This is a genomic window from Salinivibrio sp. PR6 (genome assembly GCF_001995955.1).
Lineage (GTDB): Bacteria > Pseudomonadota > Gammaproteobacteria > Enterobacterales > Vibrionaceae > Salinivibrio > Salinivibrio siamensis.
Genome location: NZ_MUFA01000002.1, coordinates 16,956 through 43,478 on the forward strand (window position 1 = coordinate 16,956; position 26,523 = coordinate 43,478).

General features: G+C 50.3%; 24 protein-coding genes and 1 other RNA gene. 5 read left to right on the plus strand and 20 right to left on the minus strand.

What is annotated here, in order from left to right; genetic code table 11:
• The first annotated feature begins 71 nt into the window (after positions 1 to 71).
• A complete protein-coding gene (locus tag BZG72_RS01590) occupies positions 72 to 566 on the plus strand; it encodes a fasciclin domain-containing protein (RefSeq protein WP_077578519.1) in 495 nt (164 codons plus the stop codon).
• 152 nt (positions 567 to 718) lie between these two features.
• Here BZG72_RS01590 and choV read toward each other — a convergent pair whose 3' ends face one another.
• From choV to BZG72_RS01635, 9 genes are all read right to left on the minus strand, one after another.
• Positions 719 to 1,921 carry a choline ABC transporter ATP-binding protein gene (gene choV / locus BZG72_RS01595; RefSeq protein WP_077665931.1) on the minus strand — a complete coding sequence of 401 codons (1,203 nt, stop codon included), beginning with the start codon at positions 1,919 to 1,921 and terminating at the stop codon, positions 719 to 721.
• Between the two features lie 10 nt (positions 1,922 to 1,931).
• Complete coding sequence (choW, locus tag BZG72_RS01600; protein ID WP_046073603.1) at positions 1,932 to 2,774, minus strand: choline ABC transporter permease subunit; 843 nt, start codon at positions 2,772 to 2,774, stop codon at positions 1,932 to 1,934.
• A gap of 54 nt (positions 2,775 to 2,828) precedes the next feature.
• A complete protein-coding gene (locus tag BZG72_RS01605) occupies positions 2,829 to 3,788 on the minus strand; it encodes a choline ABC transporter substrate-binding protein (RefSeq protein ID WP_046073604.1) in 960 nt (319 codons plus the stop codon).
• A gap of 19 nt (positions 3,789 to 3,807) precedes the next feature.
• On the minus strand, positions 3,808 to 5,532 hold the full coding sequence (gene betA, locus BZG72_RS01610; protein ID WP_077665932.1) for a choline dehydrogenase: 1,725 nt from the start codon (positions 5,530 to 5,532) through the stop codon (positions 3,808 to 3,810).
• 20 nt (positions 5,533 to 5,552) lie between these two features.
• Positions 5,553 to 7,013: a betaine-aldehyde dehydrogenase gene (betB, locus tag BZG72_RS01615; RefSeq protein ID WP_077578521.1), complete on the minus strand. Its 1,461-nt coding sequence runs from the start codon at positions 7,011 to 7,013 to the stop codon at positions 5,553 to 5,555.
• A gap of 54 nt (positions 7,014 to 7,067) precedes the next feature.
• Positions 7,068 to 7,670, minus strand: a complete 603-nt coding sequence (betI, locus tag BZG72_RS01620; protein WP_046073607.1) for a transcriptional regulator BetI — start codon at positions 7,668 to 7,670, stop codon at positions 7,068 to 7,070.
• Positions 7,671 to 8,319: 649 nt separating this feature from the next.
• Complete coding sequence (gene cydB, locus BZG72_RS01625; protein ID WP_077665933.1) at positions 8,320 to 9,318, minus strand: cytochrome d ubiquinol oxidase subunit II; 999 nt, start codon at positions 9,316 to 9,318, stop codon at positions 8,320 to 8,322.
• Positions 9,315 to 10,658 (minus strand): cytochrome ubiquinol oxidase subunit I, encoded by a 1,344-nt coding sequence (locus BZG72_RS01630; protein ID WP_046073609.1) that lies wholly within the window; start codon positions 10,656 to 10,658, stop codon positions 9,315 to 9,317. Before BZG72_RS01630 ends, cydB begins: the two co-directional genes overlap by 4 nt.
• An 18-nt stretch (positions 10,659 to 10,676) precedes the next feature.
• Positions 10,677 to 11,240, minus strand: coding sequence for a GbsR/MarR family transcriptional regulator (locus BZG72_RS01635; protein WP_046073610.1), 564 nt, complete (start codon positions 11,238 to 11,240; stop codon positions 10,677 to 10,679).
• 420 nt (positions 11,241 to 11,660) lie between these two features.
• Between BZG72_RS01635 and BZG72_RS16500 the strand changes: the two genes are divergently transcribed.
• The 3 genes from BZG72_RS16500 (at position 11,661) to BZG72_RS01650 (ending at position 15,031) form a co-directional block, all read left to right on the plus strand.
• Positions 11,661 to 12,956 (plus strand): methyl-accepting chemotaxis protein, encoded by a 1,296-nt coding sequence (locus tag BZG72_RS16500; RefSeq protein WP_077665934.1) that lies wholly within the window; start codon positions 11,661 to 11,663, stop codon positions 12,954 to 12,956.
• 51 nt (positions 12,957 to 13,007) lie between these two features.
• Positions 13,008 to 14,387, plus strand: coding sequence for an HD-GYP domain-containing protein (locus BZG72_RS01645; RefSeq protein WP_077605893.1), 1,380 nt, complete (start codon positions 13,008 to 13,010; stop codon positions 14,385 to 14,387).
• Between the two features lie 167 nt (positions 14,388 to 14,554).
• The gene (locus BZG72_RS01650) at positions 14,555 to 15,031 is read left to right on the plus strand and encodes a Dps family protein (protein ID WP_046073613.1); all 477 of its coding nucleotides are present in this window, start codon (positions 14,555 to 14,557) and stop codon (positions 15,029 to 15,031) included.
• A 59-nt stretch (positions 15,032 to 15,090) separates the two neighbouring features.
• Here the strand turns inward: BZG72_RS01650 and BZG72_RS01655 are convergent, their stop codons facing one another.
• From BZG72_RS01655 to BZG72_RS01665, 3 genes are all read right to left on the minus strand, one after another.
• On the minus strand, positions 15,091 to 15,771 hold the full coding sequence (locus BZG72_RS01655; protein ID WP_198531464.1) for a carboxymuconolactone decarboxylase family protein: 681 nt from the start codon (positions 15,769 to 15,771) through the stop codon (positions 15,091 to 15,093).
• Between the two features lie 179 nt (positions 15,772 to 15,950).
• Positions 15,951 to 16,433 (minus strand): cyclophilin-like fold protein, encoded by a 483-nt coding sequence (locus BZG72_RS01660; protein WP_158010024.1) that lies wholly within the window; start codon positions 16,431 to 16,433, stop codon positions 15,951 to 15,953.
• Positions 16,434 to 16,464: 31 nt separating this feature from the next.
• The gene (locus tag BZG72_RS01665) at positions 16,465 to 17,403 is read right to left on the minus strand and encodes an AraC family transcriptional regulator (RefSeq protein ID WP_077666008.1); all 939 of its coding nucleotides are present in this window, start codon (positions 17,401 to 17,403) and stop codon (positions 16,465 to 16,467) included.
• A 630-nt stretch (positions 17,404 to 18,033) separates the two neighbouring features.
• Between BZG72_RS01665 and BZG72_RS01670 the strand changes: the two genes are divergently transcribed.
• Positions 18,034 to 18,537 carry a (R)-mandelonitrile lyase gene (locus BZG72_RS01670; protein ID WP_077578526.1) on the plus strand — a complete coding sequence of 168 codons (504 nt, stop codon included), beginning with the start codon at positions 18,034 to 18,036 and terminating at the stop codon, positions 18,535 to 18,537.
• Positions 18,538 to 18,587: 50 nt separating this feature from the next.
• Here BZG72_RS01670 and BZG72_RS01675 read toward each other — a convergent pair whose 3' ends face one another.
• The 8 genes from BZG72_RS01675 to BZG72_RS01710 all read right to left on the minus strand — a co-directional run bounded on the left by BZG72_RS01675 (position 18,588) and on the right by BZG72_RS01710 (position 26,511).
• Complete coding sequence (locus tag BZG72_RS01675) at positions 18,588 to 19,454, minus strand: aldo/keto reductase (protein ID WP_046073615.1); 867 nt, start codon at positions 19,452 to 19,454, stop codon at positions 18,588 to 18,590.
• Positions 19,455 to 19,645: 191 nt separating this feature from the next.
• Positions 19,646 to 21,781, minus strand: a complete 2,136-nt coding sequence (locus BZG72_RS01680) for a glycoside hydrolase (protein WP_077665935.1) — start codon at positions 21,779 to 21,781, stop codon at positions 19,646 to 19,648.
• Between the two features lie 205 nt (positions 21,782 to 21,986).
• Positions 21,987 to 22,874: a DUF2861 family protein gene (locus BZG72_RS01685; RefSeq protein ID WP_077665936.1), complete on the minus strand. Its 888-nt coding sequence runs from the start codon at positions 22,872 to 22,874 to the stop codon at positions 21,987 to 21,989.
• Positions 22,871 to 23,515: a response regulator transcription factor gene (locus BZG72_RS01690; protein ID WP_046073618.1), complete on the minus strand. Its 645-nt coding sequence runs from the start codon at positions 23,513 to 23,515 to the stop codon at positions 22,871 to 22,873. The genes BZG72_RS01685 and BZG72_RS01690 overlap by 4 nt, the downstream gene beginning before the upstream one ends.
• The gene (locus BZG72_RS01695; protein WP_077665937.1) at positions 23,512 to 24,930 is read right to left on the minus strand and encodes an ATP-binding protein; all 1,419 of its coding nucleotides are present in this window, start codon (positions 24,928 to 24,930) and stop codon (positions 23,512 to 23,514) included. The genes BZG72_RS01690 and BZG72_RS01695 overlap by 4 nt, the downstream gene beginning before the upstream one ends.
• Positions 24,931 to 25,101: 171 nt before the next feature.
• Positions 25,102 to 25,198, minus strand: an RNA gene (ffs, locus tag BZG72_RS01700) — signal recognition particle sRNA small type.
• Positions 25,199 to 25,323: 125 nt separating this feature from the next.
• The gene (locus BZG72_RS01705) at positions 25,324 to 26,052 is read right to left on the minus strand and encodes a hypothetical protein (RefSeq protein ID WP_077665938.1); all 729 of its coding nucleotides are present in this window, start codon (positions 26,050 to 26,052) and stop codon (positions 25,324 to 25,326) included.
• A 39-nt stretch (positions 26,053 to 26,091) separates the two neighbouring features.
• On the minus strand, positions 26,092 to 26,511 hold the full coding sequence (locus BZG72_RS01710; RefSeq protein WP_077665939.1) for a YbaY family lipoprotein: 420 nt from the start codon (positions 26,509 to 26,511) through the stop codon (positions 26,092 to 26,094).
• Positions 26,512 to 26,523: the final 12 nt, after the last annotated feature.

Genomic DNA, 26,523 nt, shown 5'->3' on the forward strand with positions numbered 1-26,523 from the left:
CAAGTCGTCACCAAGGGTTGTAATAAGGCAACTTATTGGGTGGGGAAACGAACGCAAAAGGGAGAACGATGATGTTAACACGCACGATCACGAAATTAGCCATCACTGCGACATTGCTGGTTGGGATGGGAAGCGCCGTCGCTGCCCACCACAAAGGTGAGCATGACATTGTTGATACAGCAATGAAAAATGACGACTTTTCAACATTGGTGGCAGCCGTTAAAGCCGCGGACCTTGTTGATACATTGAAAGGAGAGGGCCCGTTTACCGTCTTTGCCCCCACGAACGCGGCTTTCGATAAGTTACCTGACGGCACGGTGGACACCCTACTCAAGCCAGAAAACAAAGACAAACTCACCGAGATCCTGACCTACCACGTCGTCCCTGGAAAAGTAACGGCAGAGCAAGTGATGGGAATGTCTTCCGCGACCACAGTGCAAGGCAGTGACGTAATGATCAAAACATCGTACGGGGATGTCAAAATCGATAACGCTACCGTCGTCAAGCCCGATATCATGACCTCCAACGGCGTTATTCATGTGATTGATACCGTGATAATGCCCTAGTACTTTGTCCGTCTCGCTCAACAAGGTCGCTCGTGAGGCGATATGAGTGAGGCACCAAACCTCGGTACACACATAGATACGTAAAAAAAACAGCCTGCTCTTGGAGCAGGCTGTTTTATTCATCTGTCTATAGACAAATCATACACCGAATGTCACGCCGCTTTATCAGTGCACTTTTGTTGAAACTTACCTAACAGCGCGTGGTAGAAGTCATGGTCAGATAAGGTACCAACCAGTTTCCCTTCTTCGATGAGTAACACCGGCTTAACAGTGTGATAGCGAATTTCAATCGCATCACGCATTTCGATGTCAGGCGAGGCAACCACAATGGTGTCGTCTCCAACTTGTGACAGATCTTGAACGTCTTTTTGCCATTCAACGACTCGTAAGGGCTGTGAGCCTGCAGCGGCTGACAAACGACCGCCCTGCTCTGCGGTGACCCAAATATCACGCTGCTCACACACTTTCCAACGGTTGTCGACATGAGGTAAGTCGTCAACAGATTTCATCATCGAACGCCCTTTCAACACGTTCAATGGATTAGTATGAGCAACAAAGTCACGCACGTAATCCGTCTCAGGACGCAGCACAATGTCTTCAGGCTTACCATGTTGAATAAGCTGGCCTGATTCCATAATGGCAATGTTATTACCAATTTTCAGGGCTTCGTCCAAATCATGGCTCACAAACAAAATCGTTTTGTTGAGCTTTTTCTGCAACTCTAGCAACTCATCTTGTAGCTGCGCACGGATCAGAGGATCCAGTGCCGAGAAAGGTTCATCCATCAGTAGAATATCACTGTCCATCGCGAACGCACGGGCCAAGCCAACGCGCTGCTGCATACCACCAGACAGCTCATGCGGGTATTGATAAGCCCAGTCGTCCAACCCGACCATTTCTAGCTTTTCCAGCGCTTGTCGACGACGCTCTTTCTTGCTGATACCTTTCATTTCTAGGCCAAAGGCGACGTTATCAACCACTGTCATCCAAGGCATAAGTGCAAACTTTTGAAACACCATAGATGCACGGTTAGTACGAAGGTGGCGAAGCGTTTGCGAGTCAACTGTTGCCATGTCGACCATTCTGTTGCCATCACGGACTTCAAGACTACCGCGGCTGATGGGGTTCAATCCATTCACGGCGCGCAGTAGGCTCGATTTACCTGAGCCTGATAAACCCATCAAGACACAGATTTCACCTTCTTTCACATTGAGTGAGACATTGTCCACGCCCACAACTTGACCGGTCTTCTCGATAATCTCTGAGCGGCTTAATCCGTCATCAAGCAGATCCAGTGCTGGCTTAACATTGTCGCCAAACACCACGTCTAAATTTTTAATTGCGATTGCGTCCATGGTTTCCCCCTTATTCGTTGCCTTGATTTGGTGCTTTACACAGGCGGTCAAGAATGATGGCTACCAATACAATCGCCAGACCCGCTTCAAAACCCTGAGAAATGTTGACGGTATTCAGTGCACGAACCACTGGTTTACCGAGGCCGTCAGCACCTACCAGCGCCGCGATCACCACCATCGACAGTGACAACATAATGCACTGAGTCACACCCGTCATAATGCTAGGCAGTGCCGCAGGAAGCTCCACTTTAAACAGTAGTTTCATACGGTTAGCACCAAATGCGCGTCCTGCCTCTACCAACTCTTCCGGTACACGGGTAATGCCGAGATACGTCAAACGAATCGGCGCCGCAATAGCAAAAATGATGGTTGAAATCAGACCTGGGACAATGCCCAAACCGAACAGCACCAAGGTTGGGATCAAGTACACAAACGGCGGCACCGTCTGCATCAAGTCCAATAAGGGCCGCATAATGGTGTACACCAAGGGCCGATGCGCGGCCATTATCCCAAGCGGTATGCCAATTAATACGGAAATCGTTGTCGCGGCAAATACCAGAACAAAGGTTTCCAGCATCTCTTGCCAGTAGCCCAGGTTGAGGATCAACAAGAGCGCACTCACAACAAAGATCACGATGGAAATTCGACGCTGCAGGTACCATGCTAAGGCGGCTGTCATAATGATCGGCCCTGCCGCTGGCATCCATTTAAAAATGTCGACTAATAGTGTGATGGTCGTATCTAAGCCAATTGAGATCGCATCAAAAAAGCCGGCGGCGTTCATGGTTAGCCAGTCAACACCATTTTCCATCCATTGACCGAGTGGGATCTTGTTATCTGTAATAATATTCACAATAAAACCTTAGGGGCGGCGTTAACACCGCCCTCTCCTTCTACACTTTTTTATTTACGCTTCAGTCTTTTTCAGGTACTCAGTGACCGCTTCAACCGCGTTCTCACCATCAACGGTGGTCACGCCGTCCAGCCACTTGTTCAGCACACTTGGGTTATTACGCAACCACTCGCGTGCCGCGGCCTGAGGCTTCTCTCCGTCATTAAGGATTTTGCCCATCATTTCGTTTTCCATCTTGAGGCTGAACTCAAGTTGCTCAAGCATTTGACCGACGTTCGCACACTGCTCAACATAGCCGCTACGTACGTTGGTATGAACCGTGGCACCGCCATAGTTAGGACCAAAGTACTCGTCCGCACCAGATAGGTATTTCATATCAAAGTTGCTGTTCATTGGGTGCGGGGCCCAACCGAGGAAGGCAACCCACTTGTCACGACGAACGGCACGAGACACCTGAGACACCATGCCAGCTTCACTGGATTCGATAAGACGGAAGTCACCCAGGTTGAAATCATCGGTATCGATCATTTTCTGGATCTGGCGGTTACCGTCGTTACCTGGCTCAATGCCATAAATGCGTGAGTCGAACTTGTCAGCGTATTTCGCGATATCTGCGACGCTAGTAACACCCGCATCGTAAACATACTTAGGCACGGCGAGGGTATATTTGGCACCTGTCAGGTTGGCGCGAACGCTGTCGATCGAGCCTTCGTCAAGATACTTTTTGATATCGCCTGTTTGCGTAGGCATCCAGTTACCGAGGAATACGTCGATGTCGCCCGACGCAAGTGATGAGAAGGTTACCGGCAAAGACAATAGATCGGTTTGTGTCTCGTAACCCATGCCTTTCAGCACTTCAGTAGTGATGGCAGTCGTTGAGGTCACGTCTGTCCAACCGATATCCGAAAAGCGGACTGTCTCACACTGATTAGCGGCGGCGCTAAAAGCGACCATTGAGCTCAAACCGACTGCGGTCATCAGAGTTTTGCTGGTTTTACGTTTATTCATTGACATCTTAGTTTCCTTGTAATGCTTACTGATTAGTTTCTAGTGTGTGCTCACCGGCGGTGGCATCATCACTCTGCGCGTTTTGATTGCGTTGCTTGTGCTGCCACTCAGCCGCAATCCATACTGGCACCTGCTCGGCAGGCAAGAGTGGCTTTTCAAGGATCATGTCAGCGGCGCGCTCCGCTACCATGATGGTTGGGGCATTTAGGTTGCCGTTAGGGATTGTCGGGAAGACAGACGAGTCCACCACCCGCAACCCTTGAATTCCACGCACACGGCACTGCTCATCAAGCACAGCCAATGCGTCATCGTCGGCGCCCATTTTGCAAGTACACGAGGGGTGATACGCGCTTTCCACGTTGTCTTTCACCCAACGGTCAATCGCTTCATCAGACTGAACATCATTGCCCGGCTGAATTTCATCGCCGCGGAAGGTATCCATCGCGTTTTGCGCCATGATTTCACGGGTCAAACGGATGGTATCGCGCCAGTCTTGGCGATCTTGCTCGGTGGTAATGTAGTTAAATAAGATTGACGGCTTATCGTGCGGATCGGCTGATTTGATCCGAACGTGGCCGCGGCTCTCTGGTTTGTTCGGGCCGACGTGTACCTGAAAACCATGGCCATCAAACGCGGCTTTGCCGTCATAGCGCATCGCTGCAGGCAAGAAATGATACTGAACGTTCGGCCACTTCAATCCTTCACGAGAGCGAATAAAAGCGCATGACTCAAAGTGGTTGGTGGCCCCCAGCCCCTTACGGGTTAAGATCCACTCAGTACCAATCATGCCTTTGCTGATAAGGCCCAGCTTGCTATTAAGCGTAATAGGCTGTTTGCAGTGGAACTGGAAGTAGACCTCGAGGTGATCTTGCAGGTTTTCACCCACACCCGGCAGTTCATGCTTAACGTCTACGCCAGCTTTCTCGAGCACATCACGTGAACCAATCCCTGATAACTGCAGCAGCTGTGGCGATCCCACTGAACCCGCACTCGAAATGACTTCTTTGTCGGCCATCACATGCTCGATGTTGCCGCCTTTTTCAAATTCCACGCCCACCGCGCGCTTGCCTTCCAACAAGATGCGGCGGGTGACCACACCTTTTTTCAAGGTCAGGTTGCTGCGCTTCAGCGCGCGGCGCAGATAAGCGTTCGACGTAGAAGCACGCACGCCCTTATCGACGGTCATGTGCATAGGGCCAAAGCCCTCTTGCTGATAACCGTTGTAATCGTTGGTTTCGGGATAGCCTGCTTCGACACCCGCATCAATAAAGGCTTGATACAGCGGGTTGAGCTTCATGTCGTTACCGTTACATGTGCCCACAGGCCCCTGACCGCCACGGTAAGTATCGGCACCGCCAGACCAGGTTTCTGCGCGCTTAAAGTACGGCAAACAGCTCGCGTAATCCCAACCGTTAGCACCGTGCTCAACCCACTCTTCAAAGTCACAAGCGTGACCGCGGACATACACCATGCCATTAATCGATGAGCTTCCACCCAGCACTTTGCCACGTGGACAATGCAGTTGGCGGCCGTCAAGGCCTGGCTCAGGCAAAGATTCAAACTGCCACGCGTAGCGTTTGGTATTCATCGGGATCGATAGCGCCGTTGGCATCTGAATAAAAATGCTCTTATCGGTACCACCGGCTTCCAGCAATAACACTTGATGTTGGCCTGACTCGGTCAGCCGATCAGCCAATGCACAGCCGGCCGAACCCGCGCCGACGATAATATAATCGTAGCGTTGTGACATATTGGTCGCTCCGTTAGAAATTAGGCGTAAGGGCTGGCGAAGTCGCCAAGCTCGATCAACACACTCTTGGTTTGGGTATAATGCGTGAGGGTTTCGACACCATTTTCACGCCCTACCCCTGAATGCTTATAGCCACCGACAGGCATTTCAGCCGGCGAATCGCCCCAGGTGTTGACCCAGCAAATACCCGCTTCGAGTTGATGAATAATGCGATGTGCACGCGATAGGTTTTGGGTGAAGACACCAGCCGCCAGGCCATAGTGAGTATTGTTGGCACGTGCTACCACTTCTTCCTCGTCAGAGAAACGCAGCACCGACATCACAGGACCAAAGATCTCGTCACGGACATGCGCCATACTGTCATCACAGTCAGTAAAGATGGTTGGGGCAACAAAGTTCCCCTTGTCGAGACCATTCTCAGTCACGCGATACCCCCCAGAGAGCAAGGTCGCGCCGCTTTGTTTTGCGGTCTCGATAGCCGTCATCACTTTCTCAAGGTGATCGGTTGAGATCAGCGCCCCAATTTGCGTGTTCATGTCGGTTGGGTCACCGATAACAAGCTTTTCAGTACGATGTTTAAGCTGTTCAATAAAGCGGTCATAGATGCTGTCATGAACAAACACACGTGTACCGTGCGTACACACTTCACCCTGGGTGTAGAAGTTTGCCACCATTGCTGCGGATACCGCGTTGTCCAGGTCGGCATCATCAAACACGATACATGGCGATTTACCGCCTAGTTCCATCGTGACTGATTTCAGGGTCTTCGCGGCGTCACCCATCACGGTTTTGCCCGTGCCCACTTCACCGGTAAACGATACTTTGGCAATCTCAGGATGTGCCGTCAGCATTTGACCCACACGATAATCACCCTGCACCACATTAAAGACACCGGCAGGCATACCCGCTTCTGCAAAGATCTCTGCCAGTTTCAGTGCGGTCAGCGGTGTTTCTTCCGAGGGTTTGAAAACCATGGCATTACCCGCGGCTAAGGCAGGTGCTGACTTCCACATGGCAATTTGAATCGGATAGTTCCATGCACCAATGCCTGCACACACACCCAGTGGCTCACGGCGGGTGTAGAAGAATTGGTTGTCAGAAAGCGGTTGCTGCTCACCTTGCATTGATGGTACCAAGTTAGCAAAGTACTCAATCGCATCCGCGCCCGTCACCACGTCAACCTCTACCGCTTCTTGCATCGGTTTACCGGTATCTAGTACTTCCAGTTTGGCTAGCTCATCATTACGTTCACGTAACAACGCAACGGCTTTAAGCAAAATACGGCTACGCTCCATGGCCGTCATACGTGACCAAACCGCAAAACCTTGCTTAGCGGCATCCACCGCAGCTTGCACATCGTCTGCCGAGGCTTGGCCAATTTGCGCCAGTGTCTCGCCCGTTGCTGGGTTTACCGTTGCAAACTGCTCACCGCTTGTTGCGGAGGTAAGCTGACCGTTAATAAAAAGCGTTTTCGCATCCATGATTAATCCTGAATTCTTTTCTGTTCGAGTGTGCATGTAAGGCTCTGTTGAGGCTTAGCTCTGAGGACGACCATAAAAGGTCAGTTGCTTATCCAAATAGTCATTGATAATGGTGCGTGCGTTGTTGGCATCAATACCTTTAGGGTTCAATGCACCACGCAACCAGATACCATCAATCAATGCGGCAATCCCCTGAGCAACCATCGCAGCCTGCTCTTCTGGCAATAGTGCGCGAAGTTCAATGCGCAAATGTGACAGCAAGCGCTTCTCGTTCACGCGTTGTAAACGATGTAACTCGTTGTCATGCATGGCATAAGACCAGAACGCCAACCAGGTTTTAACCACATCAGATTTGGCCTGAAAACCTTCAAAGTTGGCATTAATAATCGCGTTAATACGCGCCTGGTGGTGATGACGCGGAATTTCTTTTAATGCGCCGATCACAGTGGCTGAAAGCTCGCGCAATACCACGCGCATCGTTTCTTCCAGCAAGCCATGCTTACCACCGAAGTAGTGGTTGATAATGCCTGTCGATACGCCGGCTTCCTTACTAATCAGAGAAATACTTGCCGCATGTAGCCCCACTCGACCAATCACCGTCATGGTGGCTCTAACAAGTTGCGGTTTTCGTACTTCCGGCATCCCTACCTTAGGCATTTCGTCTCCCATTCGTTTTTAATTGAACGATTAGTTAAAGATAATCTTACACGCTAATCTTTAGATCTCAAACATTATTTTTAACCAATTTGCTACACCCACCCCTACCAAAAAACAGCTAGATAAATATAAAACAATGATTTAGGTCAATTTTACCCTGACTGATTCCAGACCTAATATTTTGTGCTGATAGCACTATTTGTGAGCAAATCGTGTAAAAAACCGCCTTACCAAACCCTAAAAGCTGGCTTTAATAAGGGGCATAAAGAAGAAAAACGCTTCATTGTCTCGACGACCGAGACGTGCCGCCCACATAACAATAAAAAGATAACAGCAAAATACGGCACATTAGAGGAATATCGCTACTAATTAGCCACAAGTGGTAGTTAGGCACGGATCGTCACAATAAGATAAAGAGAGGAAAGCGTCGTACTAAACGGACGACAAATAAATGAGATGTAATGGTTAACCCCCTAAATGTTTAGGGTGACAAGTTTTATGACGTCGCAGCGTGATGCATGAAGCGATAACAGGCAACCTTGACATCGCTTAATAGAAGCGCGTTTAAGGCCAGCCACAAGGAGGGCATAAAAAAGCGCTCAGGCCTGTCAAAAAGCCTGAGCGCCTCATAGATGATGTTAACGTCGCCTTACTCGTAGTTAAGCTCTGTCGCTTTCCCCGAGAAGACACGATAAACAAACAGGGTATACAAGAAGATCATGGGCAAGACAAACATGGCACCATAGCCCACAATCAATAAGGTACCCGGCGCACTGGCCGCTTCTTTTGCTGTCATCACCCCAGGAATAATATCGGGGAAAAAGCTATACGCGAGACCAAAGAAACTCAATGCGAATAGGAAAATTGCACCAATGAAAGGGAACTGGCATCCCACATCGTTTTCGACCGGTACGTGGCGTAGGTAGCGATCAACAAGCAGCATGATAGCAAGACAAACCAATGGGACGGGTGCGAGTAATAAAATTTCAGGGAAGCCAAACCAACGCGCTGCGACTGTCTCACTGACCAGAGGATTGACAATACTGATCGCTAACACCCCCAGTGCTGCCAGCCAACCGCCACGACGTGACCATTTAGCCGCACGTTTTTGCAAATCCCCCTCGGTTTTCATCACCAGCCAGGTACCGCCGATATAGATGTACGCTGCGGTAACACAGAGGCCGCTTAATAGCGCAAACAAATATGAGCCTGTGCTGTCATCAAACGCCAACACATAGCGACCAATCATGTAGCCTTGCGTCATTGACGCGATAAAAGACCCGGCTTTAAAACAACGGTCCCAGAGATCTTTACGTTCTGGCTTCACCTTGGCACGAAAATCAAAAGAGACACCACGCAAGATAAGCCCTGCTAGCATCACAGACGTTGGCAGGTACAGTTCAGTCAAAATCATGCTGTGGGCCGCTGGAAAAGCAATCAGCAACAATCCCACCGCCAACACCAGCCAGGTTTCGTTGGCATCCCAAAAGGGACCAATTGACGCAATCATACGGTCACGCTGCGCCTGATTGCAGCTTGGTAACAGCATACCGACGCCAAGGTCGTAGCCGTCAAGTACGGCATACATGAAGACCGAAAAGCCAAACAGCAGCAGATAAATTTCAGGCAGATAAGGAGTTATGCTCATACGTTCACCTCTTTCTCAGGCTGAGCGTGATTGTCTGATTGATATTCAGGCAGGCGTTTTTTCGCCAAAAAGAATAAGGTGCGGATATACGCCACCATTAGCACCGCGTAGAGCGTCAGGTAAATGGTTAGGGTAATCCCCACGTGCGAGCTTGCGACTGGAGTGACCGCATCGGCGGTTTTAAGCACCCCCTGCACCAGCCAGGGCTGACGACCGATTTCCGTCACATACCAGCCTGAAAGCGTAGCCACCCAACCGGAAAACGTCATAGCGACCAAGCCGATTAAGTGCCACTTAGGCATCGGCTGGTTACGCCACACGCGATACGCTGTAAACCAACTTACCAGCAGCATCAATACGCCCACTCCGACCATAATGCGGAAACCAAAGAACAACGGCTTCACCGGCGGATGATAGTCAAAGCTTTCCAGCCCTTTAATCTCGCCGTCGAGTTGGTGAGTCAGAATCAAGCTCGCCAGATTCGGGATCCCAACTTCAAAGTCGTTGGAACGTGTTTCTTCATTGGGTACCGCAAACAACAGCAAAGGCGCACCCTGCTCGGTTTCCCAAACCCCTTCCATGGCCGCAATTTTCTGCGGCTGATGTTCAAGGGTATTGAGACCGTGCATATCACCGACAAAAATTTGCAAGGGAATAAGGATGGCGGCAGCCGTGATCCCTACTTTTAATGGTTTATCTGCCACACCTGATTTAGGCGATTTCAACTTCTGGTAGGCGGAAATACCGGCGATCAAGAAAGAAGCCGTCAGGCCAGACGCCAGCAGCATATGGCTTAAACGATACGGCATGGACGGATTAAAAATCACCTCGAACCAGCTGGTTGGATGCACCACACCATCGATGATTTCAAAACCGGTTGGCGTATGCATCCAGCTGTTCAGCACCAAAATCCAGAACGCAGAAATAGTGGTACCAATCGCCACCAGCAGCGTCGCTAATGTGTGCACCCAGTTCGGGACGCGATTTTTACCAAACAGCATAATGCCAAGGAAGGTCGCCTCCATGAAAAAGGCGGTCATCACCTCATAACCCAACAGTGGGCCGGCAATATTACCGACCTTTTCCATAAAGCCAGGCCAATTGGTGCCGAACTGGAAACTCATGGTGATCCCAGACACCACCCCTAGCGCAAACGTGAGCGCGAACACTTTTACCCAGAAATAGTAGGTATCCAACCAGATTTGCTCACCGGTACGGTTGTGCCGGAACTTGAAAAACACCAGCATCCACCCAAGTGCTATCGTGATGGTGGGAAACAGGATGTGGAAACTGATGTTGGCCGCAAACTGGATCCGCGACAACATTAATGTATCTAACATGACATTACCCTCAGGAGGTTAACTACCCGATTCTTCGTTGGATTTGCTGTGAAACAGCTTGCCGGACAGCTCAAGAAGCTTGCCGACACTGCTACCCAGCTTCATCAAGTTTTTTAGATGTTCAGGTTTCATTTGCTGCACATCGTCAAACCAGTGGTTAAACAGCTCTAGGAGATCGTGGATTTCGTGCAACTGTTTAACCGAGTGACTCTCTGCGTCGTCTTCACTCCGCATAAAGTGTGAGCGCAGCATAGATAAGGTAGGATCGACTTCTCGCTTCTTCCTTTCGGCGAGAACTTGCTGCGCCAATTCCCAGATAGTGCCATTCGGCACAAAGTAGTCCTTTCTATCTCCAGGGGTGCGCTGCGAACGGATCAAGTGCCAGCCTTGCAGCTCTTTGGTTGCCATACTGACATTGCCACGAGAAATGTTGAGTGCCGACACAATGTCGTCTGCGCTCAGTGGATGCTCACTCAAAACAATCAGTGCCAGCATTTCGCCCACCGAACGGTTAAAGCCCCAACGACTTCCCATTTCACCAAAGTGCATCACCACATTACGTAGTTCTTGTGACAGCTCCATCTTGATCTCCCTCGCAGTGCCTTTGAGAAATAATACGGAGTTTCTTTGCGGGGGATCAATGAAAATTTGGAAATTTCAGAAATTATTGAAAATAGAAAAGCGAAGTTGTAAGCAAATGTAAGGAGAGGTTATGGATACGTTACAGTCGGCTATGATTAAACATGATCTAAGTCACACAGATTACGTATTCACAGACGCAAAAGAAAGGGGAAACACACAAACAGATACACAATTGAGAGGTTTATAAACATCGAGTCTCTCAACAGAAATGGTTTTTTATACTGGAAACCACGATATATTTGGGGACAATGTCACATGCGAGACATCACTAGGCGCTATACTCCTCAGCGTGCGCGAACTTATAACGATTCGACATGGCGCACCAATGATTAATACCTGAACAAAAGGAAGTTTGCTGTCATGTTCAAAAAGACGCAGCGAGAGCTGGACACCTGCCGAGCAGAAAAAGCCTCGCTCCAAGCAGAACTCAATGCTATCCAAGCACATATTGCGACCATCACCTTCACACCCGATGGCATTATTACCGATGTGAATGACAAATTGCTAAATATCATCGGCTACACCTACGATGAAGTGATCGGACAGCATCATCGCACGGTCTGTTTCGAGGAAACCAGCCAAGCATCAAGCTATCGGCAGTTTTGGCAATCGCTCGCACAAGGAAAGTCACAAAAAGGGGTGTTTCGTCGCCGCCATCAGACCGGCGCGGAGATTTGGCTGGAAGCGACCTATGTCCCCATTAAAGATGCCAACGGTAAGGTAGTCAGTATTCGCAAGCTAGCCGCGGATGTCACCAAGCCGCACCAGGATGCGCGTCGACAAGAAGCCATATTGGCGGCGATTAATCGCTCATTGGCGGTGATTGAATTTGAACCGGATGGCACGATTATTCGTGCCAACGATAACTTCCTCACCGCGGTAGGCTACCAAGATCACGAGATCAAAGGCCAGCATCACCGCCTCTTCTGTGATCAGGACTTTTATGATGAAAACCCTGACTTTTGGGAGAATTTAGCTCGAGGACAATTCACCTCCGGGCAATACCTGCGCCGAGACAAACATGGCAATGAGGTTTGGTTGGAAGCCACCTATAATCCCGTTTTTGATGTGGAGGGAAACGTGCGTCAGGTGATCAAGTTCGCTACCGCCATCACCGATACGGTGAAACGAAACCAAGCGGTCAATCAAGCGGCTGAACTCGCTCAAGCTTCGTCAGAGCAAACCCTTAGCGATAGTGAAAAAGGCAGTGCACTGCTGCAAGAGGCCGTGACCTTATCACAAAGCGTGACCGACCAAGCGGGCGAAGCCGCGAATCAAGTCAATCAATTGAGTGAGCACGCACAAAGTATCGAAAACATCGTGACCACCATTAAGCAGATCGCGGAACAAACCAACCTCCTCGCATTGAATGCAGCGATTGAGGCCGCACGCGCCGGCGAACAAGGACGTGGTTTTGCCGTCGTCGCAGATGAAGTGCGCGGTTTATCACAACGTACCAGCCAATCTACCACCGAAATTGCCGATGTCGTCGATGAAAACCTACAACTGATCAAAGGGGTAAGCGATGCGATGGCAAAAGTCACTGAACAATCTTCGCTCGGACAGAAAAAGGTAACCGCCGCCGATACTGTGATGACCGATATTCATGCTGGCGCAGAAGAGGTCTCTGCTACCGTTCGTCGCCTGACACACTAACTGTCGGTCATTGCCATCCGGTCGCGATGAGCATCAAGGATAAGGAATAACATGCACACCCAAGCCAGCAGCGCCACACAGTTGAAATTATCGGAGCTCATTTTGGCGTTAAGTACCGCGTTGGATATGACGGAGGGGCAGCCTCCTGAGCACTGTATGCGCTGCACGTGGTTAGGAATGAAACTCGCTGACGCCTTAGCGCTCGATGATCAACAACGTCATGATCTTTTCTATACGTTGCTGCTAAAAGATGCGGGCTGCAGCAGCAATGCGGCACGGATCTGTGAGCTTTACCTCACCAACGACTTGGCCTTTAAACAAAGCTACAAAGTTGTCGATGGTAGCTTGTCCAGCGTACTCAACTTTGTACTTAAAAATACCGGCGTCAAACGCGGCTTCATGCAAAAGCTCTCGACGACACTTGATATCATCCGTAACGGTGACATGTATGCGCAAGAGCTGATTGAAACACGATGTACCCGCGGTGCCGATGTCGCACGCGATTTGCGTTTTAATGAAACCGTTGCTGAAGCCATCTATGCGCTGGATGAACACTATGATGGCGGAGGGCGTCCTGACCAGTTAAAAGCCGAACAGATCCCTTTGTTTTCGCGCATCGCATTGATGACACAGGTCATTGATGTCTTCCGAACCGAATCCGGTGTCGACGCCGCACTCAGCGAGCTAAAAAACCGCCGCGGTACTTGGTTTGATCCGACGCTCGTCGACACCTTTTTACAGATAGCGCGCGATCCGCAGTTTTGGCAGCAGCTGGACAGCCCCGCATTAAAAGAAGACGTACTGTCGATGACGCCGGCAGACACATGTATCTGGGTCGATGATGACTATCTGGATGACATTGCGGCGGCTTTCGGACGCATTGTTGATGCCAAAAGCCCTTTCACCTCCGGGCACAGCGAGCGCGTGGCCGTTTACGCCAGCTTAATTGCTGATGAACTTGGCATCAGTGAACAGGATAAAAAATGGCTAAAGCGTGGCGCGTTACTGCACGATATTGGCAAGCTCGGCGTGAGCAATGATGTGCTCGATAAACCGGGAAAACTGGATGACGACGAATGGGAGCACGTTAAACGCCATGCAGCACTGAGCAAAACCATCTTATCGAAAATCCACCAATTCGATCACCTCGCCAAGTTCGCCAGCGCTCATCACGAAAAGCTCGATGGTACTGGGTACCCTGAAGGTATCAAAAGCGATGACATTTCTTTGCTCACTCGCATTATCACCACCGCGGATATTTTCGATGCGATCACTGCAGAGCGCCCCTATCGTGGCCCTATTCCGATGAAAAAAGCCCTCTCGATCATGAAAGAGGAGACAGGGACTGCCATTGACACGCAATGTTTACAGGCGCTAATTGCTGGCCTCGAGCGACTGCCTGACCACTTTATTGTTCATGACGATACCTAGATCACATCATAGATATCACCTATCGCGTATATAGGTTAACTCCATTTTCTTTTTTTATATCGGGTAGTTACTCTATTTATATCGTTTGGAACGAACCGTTTCCAGTGCTTGGCACTCGCGATAAGCGAAGGGTCGAACACATTGATTTGCCACTAAGGAGGCATTAAATGAGTAAGCAAGCAGCATTGATTGGACTAGACAGCAGCAAAGCCGCCGATCTAGGCGCGCGTTTGGATACGCTATTGGCGAACTACCAAGTGCTATACACCAATGTGCGTGGTTTTCACTGGAACATCAAAGGCAACGACTTTTTCGAGTTGCATACCAAATTTGAAGAGATTTATACCGATCTTCAAACCAAGATTGATGAAGTGGCTGAGCGCATTCTCACCATCGGTGGCACCGCCGAGCATCGCTTCAGCGAGTACCTGAAGGTCAGTGAAATTAAAGAGCACGCACCCGAAGCGAATGGTCAAGCTGGCGTACGTGCGCTGGTCGAAGGCTTTAGCGTTCTGATTGGCCTACAACGCGACATCATGAATCTTGCCGGAGATGCGGGTGACGAAGGGACATCTGCACTGATGAGCGACTACATCCGCGAACAAGAAAAACTGATGTGGATGCTTAACGCTTACCTCAACTAATCTCCCTGCGACCTCGAAGGCTATCCTTCGAGGTCGCCTGATCGGGTTTTGTTCGTGAGTTAATCTCTATCCGCGAATACCTTTTTCACTACCGGCATCGCCGAGAAAACGTTCGGCCAACCAGCATAGAACGCGAGATGCGTAAGTACTTCTGAGGCTTGCTCCTCACTCAGCCCATTGGTCATTGCCTTGTTCAGATGGAACGGAACCTGTTCGACTTTGCCGGTAGAGATGAGTGCACTGACGGTCACGAGGCTTCGATCCCTAGGCTTTAATCCTGGCCTGAGCCAGAGATCCAGGAAGAGCGCACTTTCGGTATAGTCCACCACACCCTGCGACACCTCGCCAAAGGTGTCCTGCACGAAGGTTTGGCGTTTCACCTCAGCTTCTTTATCCAGCGGCAAAAGCTCCGGCGATACCGCAGGCAACTCAGAGGCCTTTACACCTCTGGCTTCGAAGACGTTCGCAGTAACAGCAACGGCAGACATGGCGTTCGCCCACCCGGAATAAAACGCCAGATGGGTAATAAGCTCTGAAATTTCGGAGGGCTCAACCCCGTTATCCAGCGCCAGGTTGACGTGGTAAGGCAGCTCGACCTGCTGATTGCGGGAGATCAGCGCAGCCAGCGTAACAACACTTCGGTCACGGGCAGACAGCCCCGGACGGTTCCAGACCTCTTCCAGAACTAGGTTCTCCGTGTAGGACGCCAAGGCAGGCGAGACCGATCGAATCTGCTCCAAGGATGGCGCGCTTCCCGGCAGACTGAGCTCCGGACCTGAGGCGGGGCCCTGCCCGAACGCGACCCCGGAAAAGCAAAGGGCCAATGGTACAACGGTATGTGCAAGCTTTCTCATAGCAAAGTCTTCCAATGATGGGTTGGTAGGTAATGTGACTTTTCTCCAGCGAGAGGCGAAAACGGCTACGGAGCCAGAGAGATGGTGGCTGTGAACCGTTCGGATCTCTTTAAATGCTTCATCCCACTGACGACCGTTCCAAGGTTGACCAGCGAATTTGCGTAGCCGAAATCCTGGTAAAAGATTGCAAGGTTTCCCCAGGGGGCATAGTAGGTGAAGCTTCCCACCTGCGGGTCAAAGCCAGCTGGCGCATCATCCGTTGAAAGGCGGCTTGGCAAGTCACTGACCTTTTCAATACCGTGATAATCCTCAAACTCCAGTGTCAGTGGCAGCTGCGCCAGAAAATCCCGTGTGGCAACCGAGTCTGCCAGTCGCACTTGGACGATCGAACCGTCTATGTTCAGAATGATGTCTGTTTGATTCCGCATGGATTTCTCCTCAGTTAAACGGGATTGCGGCTCGGCCGACACAGATAAAACCTCCCCCGCCAAGGTAAGCAAAATAAGTAGCAGAGAAAGTGGGGTTTTCTTCAACCGAAAAGGTTTCATACAAAGTTCTTCAAGATTCAGCACGAACCGGTCAGGCAGACTGCTGTACTAAATTGCGAATGTCCTGCATCGGCGGAGCTCCAAACATCCGGCTGTATTCACGACTGAATTGTGATGGGCTCTCGTACCCCACCTGAAAAGCGGCCCGTGAGGCATCCACATGCTCGGTCAGCATCAATCGACGCGCTTCGCTGAGTCGCATGCGCTTCTGGTACTGAAGAGGTGTCATCGCGGTCATTGCACGGAAATGGTGATGAAAGGCGGAGACGCTCAACCCCGCCCGGCCAGCCATCTCCTCCACTTTTATGGACTCCCGATAATGTTTCTTCAGCCACTCAATGGTTTTGGAAATCCGATAACCGTTCTGGCCAGAGGCCGCCATATTTCGAAGGCGTGCGCCCTGATCTCCTTTCAGCAGCCGATAGAGAATTTCGCGTTGAATGAGTGGTGCCAGTACGGCACTGTCCTCCGGCTCGTCCACAAGGCCCAGCAACCGGTTGAAGGCGTCAAGCAACGGCGCATCGACATTATTGACCGCAATGCCCAGGGACTTATCAGTTTGCTCGCGCGCGATGTGGGCCGGGTTATCCATGATCAGCTGCGACAGCATCTGAAAATCCATCTCCATGGTGAGCCCCAGATACGGCTTCTCTTTGGAGGCTTCGATGATTTTGGAGACTACTGGCAGATCAATAGAGGTAATCAAGAACTGACTGGCGTCGTAGAGGAATGTGTCTTCCCCGACCACCACCTGTTTACGGCCCAGGCCAATCAGGCAAATACTGGGCGCCAACATGTAGCTGGTAGGGTCAGTGGGGTGCGGCCAGCGATGAAGACAGAGCCCCTGGATGTCCGTATCCAGACGATTCGCGTCCCCAGTCAGCATCTCGATTCTGGAGGCCAGACCTTTCGCCCCGCGATCCCAGGCTAATTCGGGCCGGTAGCTCTCAGATTTGTCGGTATCAGACATGATCCTATGCCCCTTAAGTAATCTCTGTTCCAACTTGATGAGTGACCAGATCGTCATTTGGGTGGTCTGTAACCATTTAAGCTCATTTACCGCAGCAGTTCACGTCTACCCCGCCTTGCCCGTAGAATCAGGCAATAAATCGAGAGTATTGGGTTATCTCTGCCTAGCCGGCTAATGGCTTACAGAATTTGTTACCGCACAACCACGATATTGCCTATTCCCACCAGTTGCTAAATCGCTCTGATTGCGCACCGTCCAGGTTTACACGGGTTCCAATCCTCGGTGTTAACAGACTGAACGACTTTCCCCTATTGGCCAAACTTCGGGTATTGAAGATGCAACGCCCCCGAGAAAATCAACAATTTCGACACGCCATTCATTCCCAAAAAAGCTTTACTACTTTCGTTTTCATCAGCTTGACAACGTACCTGAAGCTTTTTTCTGAACCGTGGTCCGTAAACAATAGCGCGCATTAAATACTATCGAATAATAGTTGATCACCTCATTTAGGCGAAACAAAGAGAAATGAGCAATAAACGAACAGGATGTGGATAAAAAAGGCCAGGGGTCAGGTGTTCTAATCAATATGTGGCATCCAAACCGATCAAATACTGATATGGAGACATAACTATGTTCAAAAAATCCCTGTTTCAAAGCGTAGCGGCAACCCTGGTGGGTATGACCGTCGGCTCAAGTGCAACAGCCGAAGAATCCCACAGTCAGACCCATTACTCCGAGGACACGCAGAAATCCTTTGCCGGGCCGAGCGATCTTTTCACCGGAGAGGTTCAGGTAGACATTGTTTTTCCAAGCAACGAGAGTGCCCACTATAGCGGTGCCTACGTCACTTTCTCACCAGGCGCTCGTACGGCGTGGCATGAACACCCTGCCGGTCAGCACATGGTGGTGACCCAAGGCACCGCACTGACTGGCACGCGGGATGGTCATGTCATCAAGTTTCATGAGGGCGAAGCAGTGTGGTGCCCACCCGATCTCGATCACTGGCATGGCACAACACCGGACGCGCCCATGAAGCACTTCGTTGTGACCGCCAGTAAAGATGGTGAAAACGTGATCTGGAAAGAAAAGGTAAGCAACGAAGACTACGAAAAAGCGCTGGCAAAGGTCGAGTAACAACGAAAAAGCCCCTCCAACGATAGAGGGGCTTTTTTCGATCCCGGGATTTACCCATCAACTTGCTGGAATACCGGAAACTGACTTGCGTTGCCGTAATCCCGAATGGGCTCCAAGGCGCTCAACGACTGCATGTCCGCCTCTGAAATGACGAAATCCACATCGGCATTGTTGGCCATGTGAGCCGGCTTCGCCGTTTTAGGCAGCGGCAGAAGGCCGAGTTGCAGGTCATAACGAATGCACAGCTGTGGCACTGACACCTGATATCTCTCCGCCATTTTGATAATCGCCTCGTTTTTGAAAAGCTCACCATGCCCTACCGGAGAATAAGCTTCTACCAGCATGCCTTTATTACGTGAATACTCGATCAACGCCGTCGGCACATTGGTCACGTGCGCCAGGACCTGATGAACCATCGGCGCGACACGGCTATGCTGGACGATGTTATCAATGTCTGCTTCCTGGAAGTTGGACAGCCCGATGGCTTTCAGTTTTCCGGCATTGTAGGCGTCTTCCAGGGCGCGCCAGGCTTCCTGGTTGCCTTTAGCAAATCGGTCTTCAGTTCCGAAGTGATCCCAGGGTTGCGGGCTGTGGATGATCATCAGGTCCAGATAGTCTAACCCCATTTTTTCGAGGGATTCGTCAATCGCAGCAGCGGCATCTTCATAGGTCTTGTGACGGGCGGCCAGCTTGCTGGTGACGAAAATCTGCTCACGCTCAACGGAACTGGCGCGCACACCATCGGCTACTTCCGCTTCGTTACCGTAATCCTGAGCCGTATCAATGTGCCGATAGCCAAGTTCAATGGCCGAGGTTACAGCATTTGTTGCGGATTCACCTTCAATCATCCAGGTTCCAAGAGCCAGCTTCGGAATCGCAATACCATTCGTCAGTGAATAAGTCTCTTCGAGTATCATTTCGATCGCTCCATCTATTTAACTAGTTGAGGGCTCCCTGCCAGCGGGAGCATTAAAGCGAAGTGATTAGACCTCGCTTTATGACCCAAATGATGCTCGAATCAGGCTCATTGATTAATACGCATTCCTTGCGGTTTATTGCCTAATCGTACAGAACGTGAACGCGCTTTCTTATATCCTATTAGCGAACCTTAATCCTGCTCAGACACAGACCAAACCACTTGCGTTCCATCACTCAATTGCGCCACCAAGCCTTTTGCGGGCACAGTGATGCCCGACATACCGACTGGTTGGTCGGTAAAGTTGGCGGTTAGCGTCGACCCATCGCTAAATTGGGTCTGCTGCACGCGTCCGCGTTCATCCAACCAACGAAAGTCCACCAAGGCTTTGTCCCAAAGGGCTTGATGAATTGGCATAAAGCCCTGTTGGTAATGTTTAATCGCACGAATCCGAGGTTGCGATGGCGACGTTGCTTCATCACGACTTAAATGCACCATGGCGGGCACATTATAAAGCATGGCTATTAAATCTCTCTCAGCACGAACATTGGTAAACTTTAGGCTATCGCTATGCCAGTGGTGGCTATTGATCACCTCATCATGGAACACCGCTTGATAAAGCGGGATACGAAATTGGGGCGCAAATAACAATGCTTGGTACAGCGGCTTCACTTTCGCCGGCTGAAAGAAAAAAGCGGGCTTGTTATCCGGATACCAAGGACCGAGATAATAGGGAGATGCACGATTAGACTTCATGTCTTTATCTGTCCATCCAAAACCAATCGTTTCTAGGCCATGAGCAAAAGCGATGCCCTGCGTGGTCAAACTGTTGCCATCTTCCGAGCCCAACACGACAGCCTGACGATCTACGATCGATTTCATCCGTTGATTGAACGCCGCCAGCATATCGACTTCGCGAGTATCACGGCGATAATCTTCTCGCGCCATCGCAGTCGCATCCACATCAATAAACAAGCTATTGAAATGTCCATATTTAATGATATCGGCGATACGCTGAGCGACATAATCAACATCACAGGCAGGATTGAGATAGAAGCCGTTGCCGCGAAACCCTTTTTTCAATTTGCCATTGCGCTGTTCAATCGCACACGATGTGCGCATCACATCCGGTAATTGTGCAGTCAGCCAGCTATCGTTCACGCCACGTGGGATCGCGGTATTGTAGGAGTCATAGGGGCCAATTAAATAGCCCGCTTGCTTGGCTTTTTCGACGACATGCGGCTGATAAAATGCCGGCATCCAATTGTCCAAGCCTAACCACAATTGACGGATACCCGCTTTGTGTAAACTGTCGAGCATCTCAGTGGAAAGCCCCTGGCCCCACTGGTCTGCCGGTTTAAGGTACTGTCCTGCCCTCGAAGCTAACCACTTTTTACGTTGCTGCGCGGCCTGATACTGCTGTTTGATGGTATTGTCTTTTTCGGTGGGAGCGGTCGCCGAAAAGATCTCTGCCAACGCACGATTAATGCCATTCACCAAAGTGTTTTTATGATATTTGCTAAACCAGCCTTGGTCACCGGAAAGCTCTCGGAGCGCCGCTTTGGTCTCATCATCAAGCGGCAATGGTGACGTATTCAGCGCCCAATGTTTAAGTCCCCACCAATCCTTCACATCATCACGCGCAAGCGGTCCTTGACCAAATAAATACACATGGGTCGCGCCAATTAGCTTGGCCGTTTCAGGGTTTTGTTGCACTTTTTTCGCCAACGAGGTTGCTTGATGCTGCTCTTGCCGCCACTGGCGATACCATTTAGCCCCATCCAATGGATGCTGACCCGGTTTAATCCTTACCACAAAGGGGTCATGGCGATTTAACGGCGTAAAGGTATGAACCGCGCCCGTCGCGAGTTTGTCATGTTTGCGAGCAAAACTCAGTCGGTTATTGGTGGCGGTGACTAGATGGTAACTGACATATTGACGACCTATCTGAGCCGTCCAAAACGGCATTTTTAGATCTTGCGTGGTATTCGCACCATCTCGGCTTGCCTGCAGATAGTCAATCCATTGCGGATGATCCGTGGGTATTCGCATTCCTTCGCTAAACGGCAATAATAAGGCTTGGGTGTCCTCGACCGGTAAATTAAACCAATTCACTGAAACGGGGCGTTGGCGTGTCACTTTAGCGTTGTCATCCAACGACATAGACAACGTCAACGCGTTATCCAAGGTGGCAGATACCCCGATATTGGCAGGCATCCAGCGCCAGTTAACTTGATTTGGCGCTGGGTGACGTATATTCACCACCTGCTGGGGCTTCTGACCCACTGCCAAATTAGCGTCATTAATGGGCAGACTGTCCCAGTGCATCCTCAGATCGCTAGGGTTAATGGTGACGTGTGTATCTTGATGGGTCAAAGTGAGAGGCGCTGCGTAGGCAGTTAGGCTGAATAGCGTCAGGCCACATGCAACACAAGAAAAATAAAAAGATGATAGGTTCACGCGCTGTCTCCAGTTGATGTCAGCGCGCTATTAAATGCTAACGTCCTCCCTCATTTGTCACCTCGATGTCTCTTTATTCGCTATTAACAGCCTCTGTGCGGATGGCAGCATTGGGCAGCGGCAACGCCAATCGCTCAACATAGTTGACTTTTATTGCGCCTTGATACTCAAAGTGACTGACAGTGACGCTTAAATGCTCCGCATTAACAAGCGATGAGGAGGGCAATTTTATCTTGGTTGGCGCGTGGGAGTTGTCTGCGCGGCCGGACAAATAAATTGGCGTGTGTTCGACCCAGCGATAGGCGTCATCAAGCCACAACCAGTGTGCAGCGGCTGGCGAACAACTCAAAGGCGTAGCGGGCAAATCGATTGCGAGCTGTTGATCAGGATGGCCTATCAGTTTTACCCAAGGGCGGCGTGGCAGCCCATACACCACCAAACTATAATGCTGACCACCCATTTTTAACTCATAAATACCAGGAATAATTTGGGTAAATAGTTGCCCTGATTCAATTTCTTGATACCCACTTTTCGCGTTCAAGATCTCATTGAGCACCGTTTGCCCAGTAGGATCGGTGAGGGTTAGCAAGGTATCACGCTCGACCTGCTCGGCAGAAAGTTTGATTTCATAGCCAAGACTTGACGCGCCTGCCCGTCGTACAAATGCAATGGTTAACCCTTGAGGGATCCCTTTACCGTTGGGCTCAGTTAACTGTTGGCCACAATCCGTTTGATTGATGATCGCGTACTTGATCTTCGCCCAATGCTCAGTCGGTATCTGCTGCTGAGATAGCGCAAAAATAAGCTCTTGCCACGCCACCTTGGGCCTATCTGCGAGGAGTGCCTGATAGGTTTCCTGCATCGGTGTTTTTGGAAACCAAACTTGCTCAGCGCGGACACTGAAGCTGAAGCTGCATACCATGCATGCTATCACGAGTAAGTGGTAGCCAAACCCGTTCATAGTACCACCAACCGATACCCGACACCGCGATGCGTCTCTATCGCTAAACCGGGCAACTTTTGTCGTAGCCGCAACACATGATTGTCAACCGTGCGCGTGGTAGGAAACGCCTGATACCCCCATATTTTATTGAGCAATTCTTCGCGATGAAAAACCCGCCCTTGGTTTTGTAACAGCAATAGCAATAAATCAAACTCTTTAGGCTTGAGCGTCACATCCTGGTCTTGCCAATACACATGGCGGGATCCAGGTTCAACCTTGATCTGCCCGTATACGAGTTGGCTTTCTCCTAAGGGCCGTAATTGGGCATAGATACGCGCCAAGAGCTCCTGATGTGAAAAGGGTTTAACCACATAATCTTTGGCGCCGGCCATTAAGCCCTCAACCCGTTGCTCGACCTCAACTTTGGCTGTCAATACGATCACTGGCACTGCTTTTAAAGACAGCCAATGAGGCAGATGCGCTAAACTATCGCCATCGGCGAGCTGGCGGTCCAAAATCACCAAATCGGCATGAAACCAATGCTTATCCACCTTATTACTCTCGGCCAGCCAGGTGCATTCAAACCCTTGCTGTTCCAAAAACTGGCGTAAGCCTTCCCCTAATAAGGTGTCATCTTCAATCAACAATAGATGGCTCATTGCGGCAACTCCAGAATACAGCAGGTTGGGTGGCGCTTGATCACTAGCTTCCCCCCCATTTGACGCATTAAACGCGCCACTAAAAACAATCCAATCCCCATGTTTCTTTCTGACGGTGACGACTTATATCGCCGCCACAGCCTTTGCCACCAGGATGGAAAAATTCCGTTATCATACACACAAACTCGTACGCGCTTATCCACGCATACACGAATCCAAATTTGATCACCGCCATGATGATGGGCATTTTGAATCAGGTTTTTCAAGCAGATGGATAACCAGTAGAAAGGCAACGTCAGTGTTTTATCTTGCTCAAGGGTGTAGTCAACCTCTAGGCAATCGCAAACATTATCCAGCCACTCCGATAAGGACGCAGTTTGTGACTTAAATTGCTCACGTTTATCGGTACTTAAATAGCCCTTACTGGTCTCTGTCAGCTGACTTAAGCGTTGATGATCCGCCAGTAATCGCCAAAGCACATCTTGCGTGCTGGGCTCAAGCAAATCGAACTGGCTGCGCAACATTTCCACCGTCATACCTAGGCTTGCGATCGGTGTTCTTAGCTCATGCGTCAGCAACTGGAGAATAAATTGGCGCTCACGGCGCTGCTGGTATCGATCGTATAGGCTACGCGCTAAACCAACTATCAGCGCACAAAAAACCGCTACCAACACCGCAATCATCACGCCACGATACGCCGGGTGGAGTTGATTACAAATATTTCCATAGCGGTAATCACACCCCGTCGTATTCGTCGATAAACTCAAACGATATTGCTCAGCAATTGGCGCCCATTGTTCATGAGATAGCGCCTTCCACCCTTCTTCGCCGTTAAGCCACAGGCGCCCGCCATCTAAATACGCACGGTAACCACTGAGCAACGCATCTCGACCAGCCTGACTGAGGACATTCAGTGCAGCATGTAGAGGGTGCTCTTCGTTGGCTAAGGTAAAACGTTGTACCAGTTCAGGTGACGGCGTGGCGATCCCACGCGCTGACACATAACGTTCAGCATAACTTCCACCGGCAGGATGGAGTAGCGGGTTTTGCTCAAACCACTCAATGGGTAAAGGCTCATCACGGCACAAAGCCAATTCAAAACGCTGGGCGGCTAACAAAAGGGGGGACACGATACTGGGGGTCGGCTGGCACGTTTGCACCACTTGGTGTAGTGCGTTTAAGTCCTGCCAGTTAACATTCTCGAAATCAGGGTACTGCGACTGACTGACCAACAAAGCCTGCGGATAGGCATTTAATGCCGGCTGTGCAACCATCAAGGTGCCCGTTTGCCAGGCCTTATCATAAAATCCTTTCAGTTGCGTGTGCAGCTCACTGGCCACCGTTTGGCTGCTGAGTAAAGCCAACAATAACGCTGCTAACGCTCGAAACACCACTTTGCCACCCTTATGGACCATCACACTTACGCTACCAGCGCTAATGATTAAATCATAGCTAAGCGGTAAGGGGCTGTGTCACCCGAGTGTCAACATTGTGAGGAGGCCAAGACGCTATGTGGTCATACAAACAACGAGAGGTATCGGTGGTTGATGAATGAGGCGATTTTCATGGCGCAGAAAGGGCGGAGACCTCCCCAGCTACATCCCGGCACACACGTCCCAAGCGCGGGCTGCTTCCTTCCGGACCTGACCCAGTACACAAGATAGTGTTGCGGGAGAACCAAGGAGGCCTCCATCGATATGTCGTTAAGCTTGCTTAACTGCGGGGCATTATGTGGCAAGGCTGGATGCAATGCAAGGAGGATTCATGACCTCATTCGTTAACTGTTTATCTTCTAGGCAATTTTCCTACTAGTCGTCCGGCTCTTCCAATAGCAAATACTCACCAACCCAAATCGCCGCAAGCATGGTGGCCCACGCGACCAATAGCGATAGCGTGAGTTGTCCAGGGGTAATCCATGTAATCACCAAAAACGGAATACTCGGGATAAGATGCAAGGCAAGGTGACGTGAGCGAGCAAATTGTGGTGTGAATCCCACCCACTGTAACAACCAAATAATCATCACCGTTGTCGCACTCCATAACGCAGCAGGCCAGCCACTCACCGCCACTAATACAGGCAGTAACAGCCAGGCCCCGCGATGAGGAGGCTGATAACCTGGCCAATATCTGATCGCAAGCCATAACCCCACGAGTGCTAGCGTTTGCAGCACGAGAGTACTCGGTGAGCCACCCAATTTAGCTTCAGATTGCAAAGCCATCATCCCCGCGAACATGGCAACCATCACCGCACCGAGTAATAGCTTGACGTGTGGATGTCGGTCGGGATTGAACCAGAGAGACAAAGCCGGCAAAAGCAATAGCGTGCTCGCGGCTAACAGCGCAGGGAGATGTGGCAAGGTAAAGGCAAAAATCGCCATCGCTAGCGCCAAGCACCAACTCGCGAATTTATCTGGATAGAAAAAGAATAAAGCAGACGCGCCAATCGCTAGACTATTCAGGGAAAACGTGGCGCTTATCCCCGCGACAGCGATAACCGTCAGCACCAACACGGGCCAGAGAAACAGTGAGATTCGCATGCACACTCCTTGTGCGGATATCTCTCACCAGTGTAGCGATCAATGCCCCGCACGCACCAGTGTTAGCGTTGGATCATAGGTATGATTCGTATCCGTGATCACCTTATTGACGGTATTGGTGATAAACAGCGGGCGTTCGTTCACATCAATTTGTGCCGTGACGACGTATGTGTGTGTTGGAGAAATTTGGCTCGGATCGTAATTCAGTGAAAAGTGAATAGGTACTTGCTGGCCTTCGGTCACGAATGATTGTCGGCTAATCTCTTTACCGGGTGAACCCATTTTTTTCATTTCTACCAAACGGACCGTGACGCTGGCATTCTCAGGTAAAGCAAGTCGCTCACGATACACTAAAGTGCCGGAAACACTCGATAAATCATTAGGTTGGCTATTTCCAGAACAAGCAGTAAACACCAAAGCAGTGAATAAGGCGAACAATAGAAACGTTAGTTTCTTCATTAAAGAATCCTC

Coding starts and splice junctions, on each gene's coding strand:
- choV (WP_077665931.1), bottom strand. CDS start 1,921: ATGGACGCAATCGCAATTAAAAATTTAGACGTGGTGTTTGGCGACAAT.
- BZG72_RS01630 (WP_046073609.1), bottom strand. CDS start 10,658: ATGTTAGATACATTAATGTTGTCGCGGATCCAGTTTGCGGCCAACATC.
- BZG72_RS01705 (WP_077665938.1), bottom strand. CDS start 26,052: ATGCGAATCTCACTGTTTCTCTGGCCCGTGTTGGTGCTGACGGTTATC.
- BZG72_RS01710 (WP_077665939.1), bottom strand. CDS start 26,511: ATGAAGAAACTAACGTTTCTATTGTTCGCCTTATTCACTGCTTTGGTG.
- BZG72_RS01665 (WP_077666008.1), bottom strand. CDS start 17,403: ATGTCTGATACCGACAAATCTGAGAGCTACCGGCCCGAATTAGCCTGG.
- BZG72_RS01670 (WP_077578526.1), top strand. CDS start 18,034: ATGTTCAAAAAATCCCTGTTTCAAAGCGTAGCGGCAACCCTGGTGGGT.
- BZG72_RS01590 (WP_077578519.1), top strand. CDS start 72: ATGTTAACACGCACGATCACGAAATTAGCCATCACTGCGACATTGCTG.
- BZG72_RS01635 (WP_046073610.1), bottom strand. CDS start 11,240: ATGGAGCTGTCACAAGAACTACGTAATGTGGTGATGCACTTTGGTGAA.
- BZG72_RS01675 (WP_046073615.1), bottom strand. CDS start 19,454: ATGATACTCGAAGAGACTTATTCACTGACGAATGGTATTGCGATTCCG.
- BZG72_RS01690 (WP_046073618.1), bottom strand. CDS start 23,515: ATGAGCCATCTATTGTTGATTGAAGATGACACCTTATTAGGGGAAGGC.
- betI (WP_046073607.1), bottom strand. CDS start 7,670: ATGCCTAAGGTAGGGATGCCGGAAGTACGAAAACCGCAACTTGTTAGA.
- cydB (WP_077665933.1), bottom strand. CDS start 9,318: ATGAGCATAACTCCTTATCTGCCTGAAATTTATCTGCTGCTGTTTGGC.
- BZG72_RS01605 (WP_046073604.1), bottom strand. CDS start 3,788: ATGTCAATGAATAAACGTAAAACCAGCAAAACTCTGATGACCGCAGTC.
- BZG72_RS01645 (WP_077605893.1), top strand. CDS start 13,008: ATGCACACCCAAGCCAGCAGCGCCACACAGTTGAAATTATCGGAGCTC.
- BZG72_RS01650 (WP_046073613.1), top strand. CDS start 14,555: ATGAGTAAGCAAGCAGCATTGATTGGACTAGACAGCAGCAAAGCCGCC.
- BZG72_RS01685 (WP_077665936.1), bottom strand. CDS start 22,874: ATGAACGGGTTTGGCTACCACTTACTCGTGATAGCATGCATGGTATGC.
- BZG72_RS01660 (WP_158010024.1), bottom strand. CDS start 16,433: ATGAAACCTTTTCGGTTGAAGAAAACCCCACTTTCTCTGCTACTTATT.
- BZG72_RS16500 (WP_077665934.1), top strand. CDS start 11,661: ATGTTCAAAAAGACGCAGCGAGAGCTGGACACCTGCCGAGCAGAAAAA.
- BZG72_RS01695 (WP_077665937.1), bottom strand. CDS start 24,930: ATGGTCCATAAGGGTGGCAAAGTGGTGTTTCGAGCGTTAGCAGCGTTA.
- betB (WP_077578521.1), bottom strand. CDS start 7,013: ATGGATGCGAAAACGCTTTTTATTAACGGTCAGCTTACCTCCGCAACA.
- betA (WP_077665932.1), bottom strand. CDS start 5,532: ATGTCACAACGCTACGATTATATTATCGTCGGCGCGGGTTCGGCCGGC.
- BZG72_RS01680 (WP_077665935.1), bottom strand. CDS start 21,781: ATGCACTGGGACAGTCTGCCCATTAATGACGCTAATTTGGCAGTGGGT.